12 protein-coding genes are annotated in these 16414 nt (G+C 61.0%); all 12 read right to left on the bottom strand.

The window, feature by feature from the left end:
- Window positions 1–110 precede the first annotated feature (110 nt).
- Window positions 111–746 (bottom strand): ATP-binding cassette domain-containing protein, encoded by a 636-nt coding sequence (locus G5306_RS02315; RefSeq protein WP_319920651.1) that lies wholly within the window; start codon window positions 744–746, stop codon window positions 111–113.
- Window positions 746–1534: an ATP-binding cassette domain-containing protein gene (locus tag G5306_RS02310; protein WP_421312272.1), complete on the bottom strand. Its 789-nt coding sequence runs from the start codon at window positions 1532–1534 to the stop codon at window positions 746–748. Before G5306_RS02310 ends, G5306_RS02315 begins: the two co-directional genes overlap by 1 nt.
- Entirely contained in the window at window positions 1528–2343 is an 816-nt protein-coding gene (locus tag G5306_RS02305; RefSeq protein WP_421312270.1) for an ABC transporter permease, read from the bottom strand. The genes G5306_RS02310 and G5306_RS02305 overlap by 7 nt, the downstream gene beginning before the upstream one ends.
- Window positions 2333–3343 (bottom strand): ABC transporter permease, encoded by a 1011-nt coding sequence (locus G5306_RS02300; RefSeq protein ID WP_421312269.1) that lies wholly within the window; start codon window positions 3341–3343, stop codon window positions 2333–2335. Before G5306_RS02300 ends, G5306_RS02305 begins: the two co-directional genes overlap by 11 nt.
- Entirely contained in the window at window positions 3328–4950 is a 1623-nt protein-coding gene (locus G5306_RS02295; protein ID WP_421312268.1) for an ABC transporter substrate-binding protein, read from the bottom strand. Before G5306_RS02295 ends, G5306_RS02300 begins: the two co-directional genes overlap by 16 nt.
- A gap of 140 nt (window positions 4951–5090) precedes the next feature.
- On the bottom strand, window positions 5091–5621 hold the full coding sequence (hybE, locus tag G5306_RS02290) for a hydrogenase-2 assembly chaperone (protein ID WP_421208419.1): 531 nt from the start codon (window positions 5619–5621) through the stop codon (window positions 5091–5093).
- Complete coding sequence (locus G5306_RS02285) at window positions 5603–6133, bottom strand: HyaD/HybD family hydrogenase maturation endopeptidase (protein ID WP_407958744.1); 531 nt, start codon at window positions 6131–6133, stop codon at window positions 5603–5605. Before G5306_RS02285 ends, hybE begins: the two co-directional genes overlap by 19 nt.
- Window positions 6133–7836 (bottom strand): hydrogenase 2 large subunit, encoded by a 1704-nt coding sequence (gene hybC / locus G5306_RS02280; protein ID WP_421254872.1) that lies wholly within the window; start codon window positions 7834–7836, stop codon window positions 6133–6135. Before hybC ends, G5306_RS02285 begins: the two co-directional genes overlap by 1 nt.
- An 8-nt stretch (window positions 7837–7844) precedes the next feature.
- Complete coding sequence (hybB, locus tag G5306_RS02275; protein WP_421208417.1) at window positions 7845–9032, bottom strand: Ni/Fe-hydrogenase cytochrome b subunit; 1188 nt, start codon at window positions 9030–9032, stop codon at window positions 7845–7847.
- Window positions 9025–10071 carry a hydrogenase 2 operon protein HybA gene (gene hybA / locus G5306_RS02270; RefSeq protein WP_421312267.1) on the bottom strand — a complete coding sequence of 349 codons (1047 nt, stop codon included), beginning with the start codon at window positions 10069–10071 and terminating at the stop codon, window positions 9025–9027. Before hybA ends, hybB begins: the two co-directional genes overlap by 8 nt.
- 2 nt (window positions 10072–10073) lie before the next feature.
- Window positions 10074–11207, bottom strand: coding sequence for a hydrogenase 2 small subunit (gene hybO, locus G5306_RS02265; protein WP_047435203.1), 1134 nt, complete (start codon window positions 11205–11207; stop codon window positions 10074–10076).
- A 954-nt stretch (window positions 11208–12161) separates the two neighbouring features.
- Window positions 12162–16202, bottom strand: coding sequence for an ATP-binding protein (locus G5306_RS02260; RefSeq protein WP_421312266.1), 4041 nt, complete (start codon window positions 16200–16202; stop codon window positions 12162–12164).
- Window positions 16203–16414: the final 212 nt, after the last annotated feature.

Below are 16414 nucleotides of genomic sequence, written 5' to 3'. Positions count from 1 at the left end.
TCAAACCCCAAGGTTCTCCAAACCCTAAACCCCGAGCCTGGCGAAATGGCACCTTCTGCCCCCTTCTCCCCTTGCGGGAGAAGGGCTGGGGATGAGGGGGAAGCCAATCCTCAGGCCACGCTACGGGCCATCGCCTCCTGCTCCGGCTCACCAAAGCGCAGCACCCGATGGCAGATCTGGCGCAACAGCGCCTGCTGGTGACTGAAGACAAGCATGCCAAGCCCGCGCTGTTCGCACTCCATCATCAACTCCTGCCAGAGCTGGCGCTGGATTTGCGGATCCAGCTGGGCGGTCACCTCATCGGCAATCAGCAGACGGGTGCGTGGATCGAGGGCGCGCAGCAGCGCGATTCGGGCCAGCTCACCACCGGAGAGCTGGCCAGGTTTACGACCGAGCCACGCAGGCTTGACCATAAAGCGGGCCAGCATGGCCTCATCGGGGCGCCATACATCCCACAGCGCCTGCCCGGCGGTGCGATAGGGATTGAAGGTGAGCTCCGGGTGCTGGGGCACCAGCTGGATGGGGTTATAACCTTTTACCTGTTCAGGTACTGGCTGCCCATCCAGCAGGAGCTGCCCGCCGGCCCCAACCGGTTGCCAACCGGCCAATACCCGCCCCAGCGTGGTCTTGCCATGGCCACTCGGCGCAGAGATGCCGAGCCGTTCGCCCGCTTTCACCGTCAGCGATAACCCCTGCCAGAGGGGACGTTCCCCCTGGGCGATAGTGAGATTTCGTACTTCCAACATCAGTAAACCTCCGGCACAGAGAAGAGCGCATTGAACTCGGGTAGCGCCTGCCAGTGGGCGCGGAGCATCTCGCTCCCCTGCCCCTGGCGCAGATGGTGGCTGCTCAAGGTGTCGCTCACCTGCCCCTGATGCAGCGCCACGATGCGATCGGCAAAGCGGGCCGCCAGCGCCAAATCGTGGGTCACCCAGAGGATGCCGCTGCCCTGATTGGCCAATTCACGCAACTGGCCGAGCAGCTGGCAGGCCAACCCCTCATCGAGCCAGGCGGTGATCTCGTCCGCCAGAATGTAGCGGGCACCGCCGAGCGCCGCAGTGCAGGCCAGAATGCGCTTGGCCATGCCGCCGGAGAGCTGGCGCGGGAATCTGTCCAGGGTGGTCGCGGGCAGCTGGTAGCGCAGCAGTTGCTCGCCGAGCCGCTCGCGAGAACCGCTCTGGCCGCAGAGACGTGCCGCACGCCCCAGCTGGCGCTCCACCGTCAGCAATGGATTGAGGGCGCTTACTCCCTGTGGCACATAGCAGAGGGTGTGACCGCGCAGACGGGCGCAGCTGGCATCGCACAGAGGTGTGCCATCGAGGGAGATGCTGCCGCGCATCCTCAGGTTGTCCGGCAGCAGGGTCAGGGCGCTTTGCAACAGCAGGCTCTTGCCCTCGCCGCTCCCCCCCACCAGCGCCACTATCTCCCCCGGCGCCAGTTGCAGGCTGATATCGGTCAGCAATGGCTGCCAGCTGCGCCGTCCCAGCCAAGAGTAGTGGGCCGCCTCGATGGTCACCTGATCAAAACTCAGCATGGTTCACTCCTGTGCCACAGCAGCAGTTGCAGAGCGCGGGTAGCCTGATCAAAGAGCAGCACCAACAGCAGCAACATCAGCCCCGGGAAGAGGGCCAGCCACCAGCCGCCACCGGCCAGATAACGCAGGGCATCGGCCAGCAGCAGGCCCAGCGAGGCCTCGTGGGCCGCCAGACCAAAGCCTAGGAAGCTCAAGGCCGCGCTGTGCAGCACCGCATGGGGAAACATCAGCAGGGTGCCGATAAACCACTGGGGCAACAGCCCCGGCAGCAGGTGGGTGCGCCAGCGACGCAGCGCCCCCATCCCCTGACAGCGGGCCAGCACCACATAGTCGCTGCAGGCGATCCGCCGCGCCTCGGCGCAGAGAATGAGCGCCAGCTTGGGCCAGTGGGTGAGCGCCACCGCCAGGATCACCCCGCGCATGCCGCCCCCCACGGTAAAGCAGATCAAAATCAGCAGCAGCATATGGGGCAGCGCCAGCATGGCGTCGATCACCATTCGCACCGCCGCATCACATCTGGGATGAACGAGCGACACGCTTGCCGCCACCATGGCCAGCAGGCCACTGCAGAGCGCCGTGCTGATGCCAAGCTCCAGACTGGTGAGGGTGCCCTGAAAGGCCCGCAACCAGAGATCCCGCCCCATCTGATCGGTGCCGAACCAGTGGGTCAGCGAGGGGGCTTGCTGGCGCGCCAGCAGATCCATCGGCACATCCTGATGAGAGAGGCTCCAGCCGTAAGTGGCCAGCAGCGCCAATCCGATCAGGGCAAAACCCAGCCGCAGTATCGAGGGAAACGGATTAAACAGCATGCTCGCCCTCCCAACCCCGATTGATGCGCGCCAGCAGCAAACTGGCCACCGTGTTGCCAATAAAGACCAGCAGGGTGCAGAAGAGCACGATTCCCATCAGCAAGGGGATATCCCCCCGCAGCCCCGCATCCACGGTGGCCTGGCCGAGCCCCGGGTAGGAGAAGACCTTCTCGGCCAAGAGCGATCCGCCAATCAGTTCGCCAAGGGAGGCAAACTGCAGGCAGAGCGCTGGGGTCAGGGCATGGCGCAGCACATGAAAACGCAGCATGGGCCAGCCGCCATCGCCCTGAGCGCGGGCGTAGCGGATAAAGTCGCTATCCAGTACCTCGGCCACCCGCCCCCGGGTATGCAGGGCAATGTTGCCCACCCCGAGCAGTGCCAGAGTAGTCACCGGCAGCAGCAGATAACGCAGCCGCATGGCCCAGTCCACCTCATCGGCAGCGAGCCCCGGCGTCCAGGCGCAGCAGACTGGTAGTAGTGGCCAGTGCACCGCAAACAGGGCGAGCAGCAACAGGCCGACCCAGAAGGTGGGCAGAGAGGCGAGCAGGTAGGCAAAGCGGCAAATCAGGCGATCGGGCCAGCGGTTGAGATAGCGACCGGCGCAGAGGCCCAGCAAAATCCCGAAAAAGCCGGAGAGCAGCCAGGCACCCGCCAGCAACAGGAAGGAGGCAGCAAAGCGCTGGCCTATGACCTCACCCACAGGCGCGTTGTAGAGCATGGAGTAACCGAGATCCCCCCGCAGCACCTGGGTAAACCAGTGCCAGTAGCGCAGCCAGAGCGGCTGATCCAGCCCCCAGCGAGCGGCGATGCGGGCGTATTGCTCTGGCGGCACATGGAGCAGATCGTTGCCGATATAGGCCTTGATGGGGTCGATGGGGGAGTAACTCAGCAGCACAAAGGTGGCGACCGAGACCAGACAAAGCAGCCCTGCCAGACGCAGCAGGGCTTTTAGCAACAGATAACCTGAATGACTCAAGGGCGAACTTAACGGCACGTCCACCGCCAATCCTGCAGGTTGTTGAGGAGTGACCAGCTACCGTGGATTTCCGGCGCCCCCTTGCCAAGATCGATGCAACGGTTGGCGAGATAGGTGTGCTGCACATTGAGCAGCCAGGCCCAGGCGGCATCTCCCTGCACTCCGGCGCCGGTTTTGCCATCCCACTCCACCTGCTGCCAGAACGGCACGGCCGCCTGCCAGTTCGGAGCATCCAGCGCCTGCTTGAGGTGGCCATCCACCACAGGGTTGCTGTAGTAGCCCGGGTTGTAGAACTCCACGCCACCGGAGCCGCTCTGATAGTGGTGATAGAGCTCCATGGGATCCAGACTCCCCCACCCCATTAGCACCGGATTGGCGTGCATCTCCCGCTCCACCTGCTCCCAGCTGCCGGACTTGAGGCTCACCTCAAGACCGATGGGTTTGAGCATGGCCCGCACCGCTTCCGCCAAATCCCGGCGGGTGCTGTCGCCACTGGTGTACCAGAGGGTAAAGGCGGCTCTCAGGTCGCCCTTGTGGCGAATACCGTCACTGCCCATCTTCCAACCGGCCTGGTCGAGCAGGGCGTTGGCGTGGGCCGCATCCCCATCCTTGAAGGCGGTGGCTTTGTTTAGCCAAGGCAGGCCTTCTACCGCGCTGTAGGCGGGGATGGCGTGCCCTTCCAGCAGTTGATCGGCCAGCAGCTTGCGGTCGATGGCGTAGTTGATGGCGCGGCGCACCGCCACATCCGAGGTCACATCGTTCCCGATGGGATAGCCCTTAGCATCCTTGCCACCCGCTGGCGGAATGGGGAAGACGATGCCGCGGTTCTCCACGCTCGGCCGCACCCAGAGCTTGAGGGAGGCAGGCACGGTGGGCGCCAGCGACGGGGCAATGCGCACCACATCGAGCTGGCTGCTCTGGGCGGCGGCATAGGCGCTCTCTTCATCGATAAAGACAAAGACCAGCCGTTTGAAGTCATTGTTGCCACCGGCGTAATAGGGGTTCGCCTCCACCACCAGCTGTTGACCGGGCAGGAAGCTCACCAGCCGGTAAGGGCCGGCACCGACCGGCTTTTGGGCATATGCTTTTGCGTCGTAATCCTTCTTCGACACTATCCCCAAAGATCCCAGCACGTTGACGAAGGTGCTCTGGGGGGCACTCAAGGTGATGGCAACCTCGGTGGGCGAGAGCACCTTGGCCGAGACAAAGTTGCCCATGTCGATCTTGCCGCCGCCCTTGGCTGCGCTGTTGTAGGTGAAGGCCACATCCTCGGCGGTGAGCGGCGCGCCGTTGGAGAATTTCAGGTCAGGCTTGAGGGTAATGAGCCACCCCTTGCCATCCTTGCTTGGGGTCACAGCCTGGGTAAGTACATTCTGCCAACTGAGATCGGCACTATCGCCAGCAATCTGTTTGAGCAGCGGGCTGTGCAGCAGCAGGTAGCTGCCGTGGCTCCAGCCAAGCAGCGGGTCAAACCCTTCGGTGGGCTCACTGCCGATGGCGAGCTTGAGCTCGGCAGGCACAGGTTGGGCAGCGGCCAGAGCCACGTGAGAGGCAGTGCCCAGCAGCAGAGTCAACAGGACGCTCGCGCTGGATCTAGCGTAATGGAGAAGGGAATTGCGAGAAACAGTCATGGGGATCCTTCTTGTTTTGTACCACTCACGGATCATCACTCAAAAAAGAGGCGAAATGCGTGTCTGAACATGGGAGTGAGGGGCCAAAATGGCCCCCTATTCTAAACTTGATTTCGCGTGAAACCTAGCGACTATGCCGGTTAACCGCGCCGGGCACCGAATAGCCGTCTGCGACCCAGATCCACGCCGCCAGCCCCTTGCTGCACCGGCAAGGAGAGCAGCATCTTGAGGGTGCTGCTCACCAGCGCCCGCCCCTCCCCGGCACCGAGATGGGGATCGAGCGGCGACATCAGGGAGCAAGCCAGCAGCTGTCCCGTCTCGGGCAATTCCCCCACCATAAAGGTCATGTTGCCGCAGGGGAGCTGCAGGGCGAGCCGATCGATGCTGCTGCGAACCGGCCAAAGCTGATCCGGCCCCGGCAACACCACCACGCTCAACATCCAGGGGGTGAGCACGCAGCCGAGCCACTGACCTTCAAACAACGTGCACTCCGCCACTATAGGCATGTCCGGGTGATAGAAAGGCAACGCCTGCATCTCTTCGCGAGCGATCCGCTCGTACTGGGCTACCAGCAGAGGCGCGGGATCGCTAGCAAAACCGGCAAACTCCTGCGCCGTCTCCGGTACTATCTCCAGCACTCTCTCAGCCTCGCTTAAATGGGACTGCGCCATAGACCCTCCCGTGCTTGTTCAGCTTTCTCCTGCTCAGAGAGCGGGATGGCGGGTGCGCCAACGGCGGCCAGCAGAGTCAAAATCCGATCCGTCGCCTCCCCCATGGCAGCAGCCACCACAGGAGTGAGGCCGATGCGGGGTTCGAGGGATTCAGGCTCGACCCCGATCAGGGTGAGCCGCTTGGGCGACTCCCCCGTCATGTGCAGCGCCGAGAGCACGTCCGCCAGCCCCAGCTGGTGCGGGGATATCTTGCGACCAAACAGGGTCGGGATCTCCTCATCCTTCAGGGTCACGACGGTGCCCGGCGGATTACCGCTGCGCACCGCATCCACCAGAATGATGTGATCGCGACTGGCCATCGCTTCGAGCAACTCCATGCCGGCGGTACCGCCATCGAGCAGCTCGATGCCGGGGGCGAAACGGTATTCACGCCCCAGCGCCTCGACGATGCGCACACCGACGGCTTCGTCGCTCAAGAGCAGGTTGCCTACGCCCAGGATCAGGGTATTCATCACAACACCTTCACCTGAGTCGTTTCGCCATTCTGGGTATCCACCACGTGGACCGCGCAGGACATGCAGGGGTCGAACGAGTGGATGGTGCGCACCACCTCCAGCGGTTTGGCCGGATCGGCCACCGGGGTGCCCACCAGCGCCTGCTCGTAGGGGCCGGGCTCGTCATTGAAGTTGCGCGGGCCCGAGTTCCAGGTCGATGGCACCACCGCCTGATAGTTCTCGATCTTGCCCCCCTTGATGACGATCCAGTGGGAGAGCATGCCGCGCGGAGCCTCTTCAAAGCCCACTCCGCGAAACTCCTTGTCCGCCGGGATCTCCGCCTTGATATAGGCGGTGGTGTCCCCCTTGCCGATGTTGTCCACCAGCGCCTTCCACTGATGAGACAGGGTGTCTTTGAGCACACAGCAGCGCACCGCGCGGCCGATGATGCGGCCCAGGGTCGAGTGCAGCTGTTCAGTCTTGATGGCAGAACCGGTGAGCGTTTTGTAGAGGCCGTTCAGCTGATCGAAGTGCGCCACCGTCTCCGGGTGTTTGGCGGCGAGCTTCACCAGCAAATCGGCGAGGGGCCCCACCTCCACCACCTTGCCGTAGAAGGTGGGGGACTTGACCCAGGAGTATTTGCCGTCATCCTGCCAGCCGGTGTAGTCGGGCTCGGTCTTGCCCTCCCACGGCTTGAGGGGCTCGTCATCCTTGTACCAGGCGTGCTTGTTGCTCTCGGCGATGCCATCCATCAGCCAGCCATCCTGATGGCTCTCGATGGGGCGATAACCCGCCAGATTGCCATTCTCGATATAGCCGCCCGGCATCAGGAAGCTGCCGCCGTTGGCATCGGTGGGCAGCTCCGGCACGCTCAGGTAGTGCTTGGCACCCTGCCCCAGGTTCAGCCACTCGGGGTAGTGTGCGGCGATGATGGCGGCATCCACCTTGTAGACCTGCTCGATAAACTCGCCGAGCCGGTCGATAAAGCTCTTCACATAGAGCAGCCGCTCCAGGTTGAGCACGCTAGGTGCATCCAGATTGATGGGGTTGGCCACGCCGCCCACCGCCAGATTCTGGATGTGCGGGCTCTTGCCACCGAGGATGGCGACAATGCGGTTGGCATCGCGCTGGCACTCCAGCGCCTGCAGGTAGTGGGCCACGGCGATGAGGTTTACCTCCGGGCTCAGCTTCATCTCCTTGTGACCCCAGTAACCGTTGGCAAAGATGCCGAGCTGGCCGCTCGCCACCAGCGCGCGGATCTTGTCCTGCACCTTGGTCAGTTCATCGGCACTGTTGAGGGACCAGGTTGATACCCCCTTGAGCATGTCCGCCGCTTTTTGCGGATTGGCCTCAAGGGCCGCGGTGATGTCCACCCAGTCCAGCGCGGAGAGCTGGTAGAAGTGGACGATGTGATCGTGGATGTTGTGGGCCGCGATGATGAGGTTGCGGATGTACTGGGCGTTGACCGGCACCTTGGCGCCAATGGCGTTCTCCACCGCCCGCACCGAGGCGATGGCGTGAATGGAGGTACATACCCCGCAGATGCGCTGCACTATCATCCAGGCATCGCGCGGGTCGTTGCCCTTGACGATCTCCTCCATGCCGCGCCACATGGTGCCGGACGACCAGGCTTTGGTCACTTTACCGCCTTCGATTTCGCAGTCGATACGCAGGTGCCCCTCAATGCGGGTGATGGGGTCTATGGTGATACGTTGGCTCATACGTTGGCTCATACGTTGGCTTTCCCTCGGGCCTGATAATCTTGGTGAACACGTTCAAGTGATGGCAGTACCGGCAAGAGCCGGATCAACAGCAAATAGGCACACACCTCGATGGCAACAAAGCCCAGGGAGATCAGCACCTCCTCCGCAGAGGGGAAGTAGTGGTAGCCATTGCCGGGGTTGAAGGCGAGCAGGGAGTAATCCAGCCGCCAGAGGGCGGCGCCCAGCAGCATGCTGAGGGCCCCCAGGAACAACATGCGCGAATCCCGGCGGCTCTTGTCCCAGTGGAACACCAGCAACGGGAAGATCATCAGCGCAATCTCGCTCCAGAACATGATGGAGTAGCGATTGAACTCGGAGAGGTAGGCCGACTTGTCGTGGATGACGATCTCGGCAAAACGCAGCGCCACAAACAGGATCAGGAAGATATCGATCACCTGGGTCAGCTTGTAGAAGAGCGACTTCTCGTTGGGGCCCCGCCCCGCCAATCCGGCCTGCACCAGGGATCCTTCAAACACCACAATGGAGAAGCCCATGATAAATGCGGTCAGCAGCGAAAAGACCGGCAGCAGCTCGTAGCTTTGCCAGAGCGGATGGATCTTCTCCCCTGCCACTATCATCAATGAGCCCATCGAGGACTGGTGCATGGTGGGCAGCAACGCCCCCAGCGCCAGCACGAAGAACATGATCTTGTTGAGGCGAATAAGTGACGCCTTCCAGCCGAACTTCTCCAGCAGCACGGGAGCGAACTCCAGCGCCATCACCCCGATATAGATGGTCATGCAGACCGCAGTTTCGAACAGCACCGAGGAGGTGTTGAAGTGACCGGGCAGGTAGAAGTACGGCAGGTTCCAGTAACGGCCGACGTCAATGGTGATGGAGAGGCCGCCCAGCGAGTAGCCAAACAGGCTCGCCAACAGGGCCGGTCGCACCAGCGGGTGATACTCGCCCCGGTTGAACACATAGACAGCCCAGGCCAGCGCCCAGCCGCCACAGGCGAAACCGGTACCGATCAAGAGATCAAACGAGATCCAGAGCCCCCAGGGGTAGCCGCCATTCAGATCGGTGACCGAGCCCAGCCCGAAGACGAGGCGTTTTAAAATCAACATGCCGCACAGCACGGCAAAGGGGGCCAGCACCAGTACAGGCCAGCTGACCAGCTTGCCACCGAGGGGATACGCCTTGTGATTACTCATGATCCTTGCCTCCCTTTGTGGTGCCCTGATCCTTGATCTGCGCACTCCCCTGATCATGGCCATCGTCATGATGGTGTTCGTGACCATTCTTGGTGTTGCGGCGAATGAGCACCGAAAGGCCGGTCAGCACCACCATGGGCAGCACCATCCCCTTGTAGAGGGTGTGCTGGATATGCTCGGAGCGGGCACCGGAGGAGAGCTCCGGCAGATCGGGCATATCGAGCTTGGTATAGGGCACCCCGGCCAGCACCAGCACCTGGGTGCCGCCCCCCTCCTTCTCGCCATAGACGTAAGGCTGGTAGTGGGGTACCTCGTGCAGGTAAGGGTCGTTGGGAGAGAGGGTCTGGCGCGGATAGGCATATGCGCTGCCCGGGGTCGCCAGCAGGCGACGCTTGGCCTCGGCCATCAGCTCCTCGCGGGTGCCGAAGATGACGGCGCCGGTGGGGCACACCTCGACACACCCGGGCAATTTCCCCTGATCGATCCGCTCAAGCCCTTTCTGGTTGCAGAGCTCGCACTTGTGGATCGCCCCCAGCGGGTTGTCATAGTCATATTTGGGCACATCGAACGGGCAACCCACCATGCAGTAGCGACAGCCGGTGCAGACGCTCGGGTCGTAGTGAACAATGCCGGTCTTGGGATCTTTTTTAAGAGCCTGCACCGGACAGACAGAGACGCAGTTGGGATCGACACAGTGCATGCACTGCTTCTTGATGTAGGCGTAGCCATCCACCAGCTGATCCTTGTGCTCGCCAGTGCCGCTCTTCCACACCTGAATGATGTTGTTGGTGTAAGGGGTCAGCTTGTCGTTGTTGGACCAGGTTTGCGCCCCGGCTGGGTTGGTCGGGTTGCCGTTGAGGCGCTGACACTCCGCCACACAGGCCTGACAGCCGACGCAAAGGGTAGAGTCATACAACATACCGAGCGCGCCGGGAATGGGCGGCTTGTTCTTGGCCGCCGCCAGTGCGGTGCCGGGTACGGCTGTGCCCGCCGCCAGCGCACCGACGGAGGCAAATTTGAGGAAGTTTCGTCTGTTCACGGCTACTCCTCCCGTGATGGGTGCTGCCCGGCTTCGTGGCGTTTCTGCTGGCGACCGAGTTCACGCACCGTCATCAGACTCACCCCCACCAGCACCCCGAGGGCGCCACCGATCAGGCCAGTCGCGGTGGGCGAGGTATAGCCCCCCTCCTGGATCTTCACATCGGGTTTATCCACCCTCGGAGTCGGATTCTCTACCTTGGCGAGCTGGAAGATCCCCTTGCTAAAACCGACCCCCTGCTCGTTACAGCCATAACAGGGGTGACCGATGCCGACCGGCCAGATGCCGCCGCCCACATCGCAGAACTCCAGGGTCGAGCAGTTGCCGTAGGTCTCCGGCCCTTTGCAGCCCAGGTGGTAGAGACACCAGCCCTGCCGGTGGCCCTCATCGCCAAACTCCTTGGCAAAACGCCCTGCATCGAAGTGCGGACGGCGCTCGCAGTTCTCGTGGATCAGCCGCTCATAGGCAAACAGCGGACGCTTCTTGCTATCCAGCGCCGGCAGCTTGCCGTAGGTGATGTAGTAGGCAACCGTGGTGAGGAAGTTGTGGGGATTGGGCGGGCATCCCGGGATATTGATGATCGGGGTGCCGATATTGCCGAGCGCCTCTTCCAGACTGACGGCACCGGTCGGGTTGCCGCCGCTGGCTGGCACACCGCCCCAGGCGGCGCAGGAGCCGATGGCGATGACGGCAGCGGCATCACTGGCGGCACGGCGAATATGGTCGACGATAGGCTCACCGGCCACCATGCAGTAGACACCACCATCTTTGAGCGGAATGGAGCCATCCACTACCAGCACATACTTGCCTTTATAGCGCTTGATGGCGTTGTGCTTGTTCTCTTCCGCCTGATGACCAAAGGCCGCCGAGAGTACCTCGTGGTACTCCAGCGAAATGGTGTTGAGGATCAGGTTCTCGATGGTGGGGTGGGTGGCGCGCAGCAGCGATTCGGTACAACCGGTGCACTCCTGCGCCCCAATCCAGATCACCGGCGGCCGTTCGGGGCTGGTGAGCGCAGTGGCCATCTTGGCGACGGCATGCTGACTTAATCCCAGGGTTGCGGCCATCCCGGCACACAATTTCATAAAATCACGGCGATTAATCCCATGAGCCGATAAAAAATTATCCTCGACCATTCTACTTATTCCCGTAGTGAGCACTTGTTTGATAAATGCTTAATAGCGGAAATGCTAAGGACTCACCCACCCTGCAGTATTGATCTCTATCAATTTCGACCGACTCCCCCCTATTTTCATAGCGAGCCACATCACAAATGAAATTAATTACCCCCAAAGAGATATTTAGCAGCCCCGTAAATTTTATGAACTTAATTGGATAGTAAATAATTAATCACCGCATATCCTCTCTTTCTCTGTGAGCCAAATTAACATGATTGAAATCTTGGCTATACCGCTCATTTAACAATACTGATGCCCACCAATAAATGATCCATTGAATATATCTTTACTCATCTCATTGCATATTCCATACAGTCTCCACGGGACAACCTCCTGACTTGCCTCCCCATACCAGAACTGTCTCACGGCCAGCTACCACCGGTAGCAAGCACGGCCTGCACGGCACGATTTACCTGCTGTCGCTTGATATCTGCTTGCATCTTGCCTGCGCTGAAGGGCGATGATTGCTCCTGCTAGCCCACGCAGTACAACCCTGCTTGGCCTCCCTGCCGTTTAACACCGCTTAATGAAAAGGTGCCGCAGAGGTATGCATATCAATACGCTCCCCCCCACTCTTTATTGTCTTGGATGCTGGTGAGTAAAATATCGCACTCACGGATATGTTTACGCATCATCGTGAATCTGCATTCAAATTAATGGTAAGAGAAAAGGCAAGGTGGAAGGCTGCCTTCAACATAGTGATCATATTTAACTCGCGATACATTCGCTCATCCGGTTACAGATGTTACTGCACGTATTCACACTATTTACCTTCACGTCACCCTGCGTAATTAACCAGAGCGTAAATATCCATCTCTATCGATATAGATGATAATTGTTCTTGTTCAATGGCAACCCTAAAAAATGAGTTGGGATGACGATGAACATGACAAGCGATAAGGGTGTTAACCATCACCCAAGCAGTGGTACCAGCAACTGCAGCGCCTTATCGAACTCGAACTCGTTGACCGCCCGACTCACCTCTTGAAATGCAGCACGCAGCGGCAATGCACTGCCAGCCAGATCAGCCTCAATCTGCTGACAAAGCGCCAACGCCTGGGCATCGCTCTGTGCCAGCAAGGCCCCCAACTGCTGGAGTTGCGCCGCCAGCATCCCGGCATCGATGCCTCGGGAAGCGCCCATCGTCACAGGGGACACTGCCAGCGCGGCTTCCAGCCCAGACAGCAGGGGCTTCAGCTCGGCCATCAGGGATGGCAAGCGGGTTGCGACCCCTGCATCATCCCCCTCTTCACCGGCTTGCTCGAGCAGCGCCGCCTGCTCCGCCACACCGGTCGCCCCTATGGTGCTGGCACTGCCCTTGAGAGTGTGAACCAGACGCCGGGCCGTGACCTTGTCATCCGAGGCCCACGCCGAGTGGAAACTGGCTTCAAACCCCTGCTGCCCGTTACAAAAGCGCTGCAACATATTGCGGTAGAGCACACTGTCGCCCCCCATCACGGCCATGCCCCGCTGCGCGTCAAGGCCGGGCACGCCTTGCCAAGGGGTCGCATCGTCAGTCACCTGCAACTTGCTGGCGGCAGCCAGAGGTCTGGCAGGTGTGATCCAGTGCGAGAGGGTCGCCAGCAACAGCGGCATATTCAAGGGTTTGGCGATATGGTCATTCATGCCTGCCGCCAGCGCCTTCTCTTTATCCCCGACCATGGTGCTGGCTGTCATGGCGATAATGGGGATCCGGGCCAGCGTCGGATCGGCGCGGATCAACCGGGTCGCGGTGTACCCGTCCATCACCGGCATCTGGCAATCCATCAGGATGCCGTCAAACCCGCGATCTTGCGCCAGCAGGGCGAGCGCCTGTGCCCCATCGCAAGCATAGACCAGGGAGATCTGCTCCTTGCCCAGCAGGGCCAGCGCCACCTCCCGGTTCATGTCGTTATCATCCACCAACAGCAGACGAGCCCCCGCCAGCCCATGAGCGGGCAGCGCAACCTGATGATGGGGGCTTGCATCCGATAACGCCTCTCGTCCCACGGCATCGCCCCCCTTCGCCTTACACAATGCCTGACACAGTGCCTGCGGGGTAAACGGATGGGCCAGCACATCACACGGCGCCAACCCCAGCGCAGCAACATAGCTGGCAAGCGGTGCGGGATCGCCCGAGGTGATCAGCAAGATCGCGGGCGGCGCTGCCAGCGTGCCAACCTCCTGCAGCACCTCTGACAACCAGCTCTCCCCCTCCAGCCAGCCCAGCACAACTCGATCACAGGGTTTGCCCGCCGCGATGCCTTGATGCAGCAGTGCCAGCACTGCGGCGGGCTCGTCCGCGCAGACAAGCTCAACAGGCAGCGCCGCCAGCTGGTGGAGAATGGCCGCTCGCGAAGCAGGACACGACTCCAGCAACAGCAGACGCTGCGGCGCCAGCGGCATGGCCACACGTTGCTCTTTCTCCTTACCCTGATCCGCCAGGGTGGCGAGACAGATACGGAAGTGGAACTCGCTGCCCTGCCCCGGGGCGCTCTCCACCCGGATCTCACCGTCCATCAGTTGCACCAGATTGTTCGTGATGGCCAAACCAAGACCGGTGCCACCATATTTGCGGGTGGTCGAGCTGTCAGCCTGTTCAAAGGAGTGGAAGAGACGCTGGCACTGCTCGGCTGTCATGCCGATACCGCTATCCTGCACACTGCCCTGCAGCCAGATCTTGCCATCTCGCTCGTTACTGCGTGCCAGCCGGACAATCACCTCTCCCTGCTCGGTGAACTTGATGGCATTGCTGGTCAGGTTGAGCAGGATCTGGCCAAGCCGCAGGGGATCGCCGCACAAACGGTCAGGCAGATCAGCGGCCAGATCGAACAGCAGCGCCAGCCCCTTTTCCCGCGCCCGAAACGCCGTAAGATCCGCCAGCCACTCGAACACCTCGTTGAGCTGGAAATCCACCTTCTCCAGTTGCAACTTGCCCGCCTCCATCTTGGAAAAGTCAAGGATGTCGTTGAGGATCCCGAGCAGGTTGTTCGCCGCTCTGTCTATCTTGCTCACATAGTTGTGCTGCTCGGGGGAGAGGTTGGTTTGCAGCACCAGATGGGCCATACCGATGATGGCATTCATTGGCGTGCGGATCTCATGGCTCATGTTGGCCAAAAATTCGCTCTTGGTTCGGGTGGCATCTTCGGCGATCTGCCTAGCTTCTAGCATGGCGGCCTCAGCCTGCTTGCGGTCGCTGAAATCGAAGATGATCCCGTCCAGATAGATGGCCTTACCCTCGGCATCATAGGTGGCGAGTCCGATGGAGTAGACCCAGCGGAGCTGACCCCAGCGATCGAAGATGCGGTACTCGTTGATGTATTGCCGGTGTTCGGCAATGGCCTCGATGGTGTTGCGGTTGCTCAGTTCGAGGTCATCGGGATGGATCAAGTCACCAAAATCGCGGCTGTTATCGACAAAATCGCTGGCGGGATAGCCGGTTAATTTTTCCGCCTCGTCGCTGACGAACAACATGGTCCAGGGATGATGAGGCAAGCAGCGATAGACCATACCCGGTACGTTGCGCACCATGGACTGGATCCGCTGCTCGCTCTCGTGCAGCCGCTGGCGATCTGCCGCTATCCGGTCATGAGCCTCCCGCATGGCCTGCTCGGCGGCACGGATCGGGGTGATGTCGACCAAGCTGCCGACCGCACCGCTTCGCTCGCTCTCGGCAAGCTCGATCCCCGAGAGAAAATAGAGCATGTCCAGAGGACGGCCATCCGGCGAAAACAGGCGCACCTCATGCTGCGTTCTGGCCTGACTGCCCGCCACCCTTTGCAAGGTGTTACCCTCATCCACCGCATCCAGTCCGGCCAGTTGCGGCAACTCCGCCAGCCGCTTGCCTTCGACCGGCCGGGCGCCACCAAATGCGCTGGTAAAGGCGCGATTCACCCCCAGCAGGCGCCCCTGATTGTCGGTATAGAAGAGAGGATGTGGCAGGGTATCGATCAACGCCTGCTGGAAGGCAAACTGCTCGTTGCGCTCGCGAATGCTGCGGCGACGCAACATCCGCCCCTGCCAGAGCAGGGCCGAGCTCAGACATATCAACAGGGCGGTGCCGAACAAGGCAACTCGCCGCCATCCTGACACGGCCTGTTCCACATTGCCCAACAGCAGCAGCGTCCACTGCCCTTTGGCATCGTGCCACTCGATAGGCATGCGGCTCACCAGATAGCTATCTTTCCCTATCCGAACTTCACTGCCATCGAGTGCAGGCAGGATCACCGGTTTGCGATCCGGGGCAAAGTAGTGTCCATATAGGCGAGAGGCAAAGAGCTGCTGTTGCCTGGCGGCAGAGTTCGGTCCCACCACCGCCATTTGCCAATCGCTCTTGTTGCTGGCCATCACCACTCCATCTGGCGAGACCAGCAAACCGATGGTATCGCCCCACCCGGCCAGAAAGGTATCGAGCAGCGCCATCTCGTAACGCGCCACCACCACCCCAGTAATGTCGCTTCCTTGCGCCCGATCGTGAGAGACTGGCGCCGCCACATAGATCATCCGCTTGCCGGTATTGAGGCTAACCCCGGCATCTACTGTTTCCAGCCCCTTGAGCCCTTGCCTGAAGTAGGAGCGAAACGACACATCCTGCCCGACGACATGGCGGCCAAGCGCATCCCAATCACGGACAATCACCCCTGCTTTATTGGTAACAAAGGCATGATTGGCCTTCACCCCCTGCGCCAACACCTGCAGAGCTTCGCTCGGGCTCAGCTCCCCCCGCTCGAGCAGTGACGATTGCTGGATCTCGCGGTTGAGGCGGCCAGCCAGTTGCACCGCCCCCATCCCCTTGCTTGAGAGGGTCAGTTGCTGCAGATTGTCGCCCTCGCGCTGAATGCGGGTATCCAGCGACTGGCGATACTCCTGCCGCTCCAGCTCCAGATAGAAGGCATCGACCAGCGTGGCCAACATCAGGGAGAGCAACAGCACGGCAGTAATGTGCCAGAGACGCGATTTCATGGTTGACAGCATGCTCCATCGTTCTGCCTGACCATCATCAGCACCGCCTCACAGGAGAAGACGTGCAATAAAAGGCACTCACCGAGCAGCGTATTCATCAAATTGTGGCAGCCACTCTTATCATCAACCAGCAGCACCATAGGATGAGCCGCGCTCGGGGCAAGATGTTCCATATCTCGTGATTCTCCCTGCCAAGATGGAGGATGGCGACCCCTGCCAACCTT

The organism is Aeromonas sp. 603404, assembly GCF_049171775.1.
GTDB classification, from domain to species: domain Bacteria; phylum Pseudomonadota; class Gammaproteobacteria; order Enterobacterales; family Aeromonadaceae; genus Aeromonas; species Aeromonas veronii_A.
This window is presented reverse-complemented; position numbering and strand designations above follow the sequence as displayed.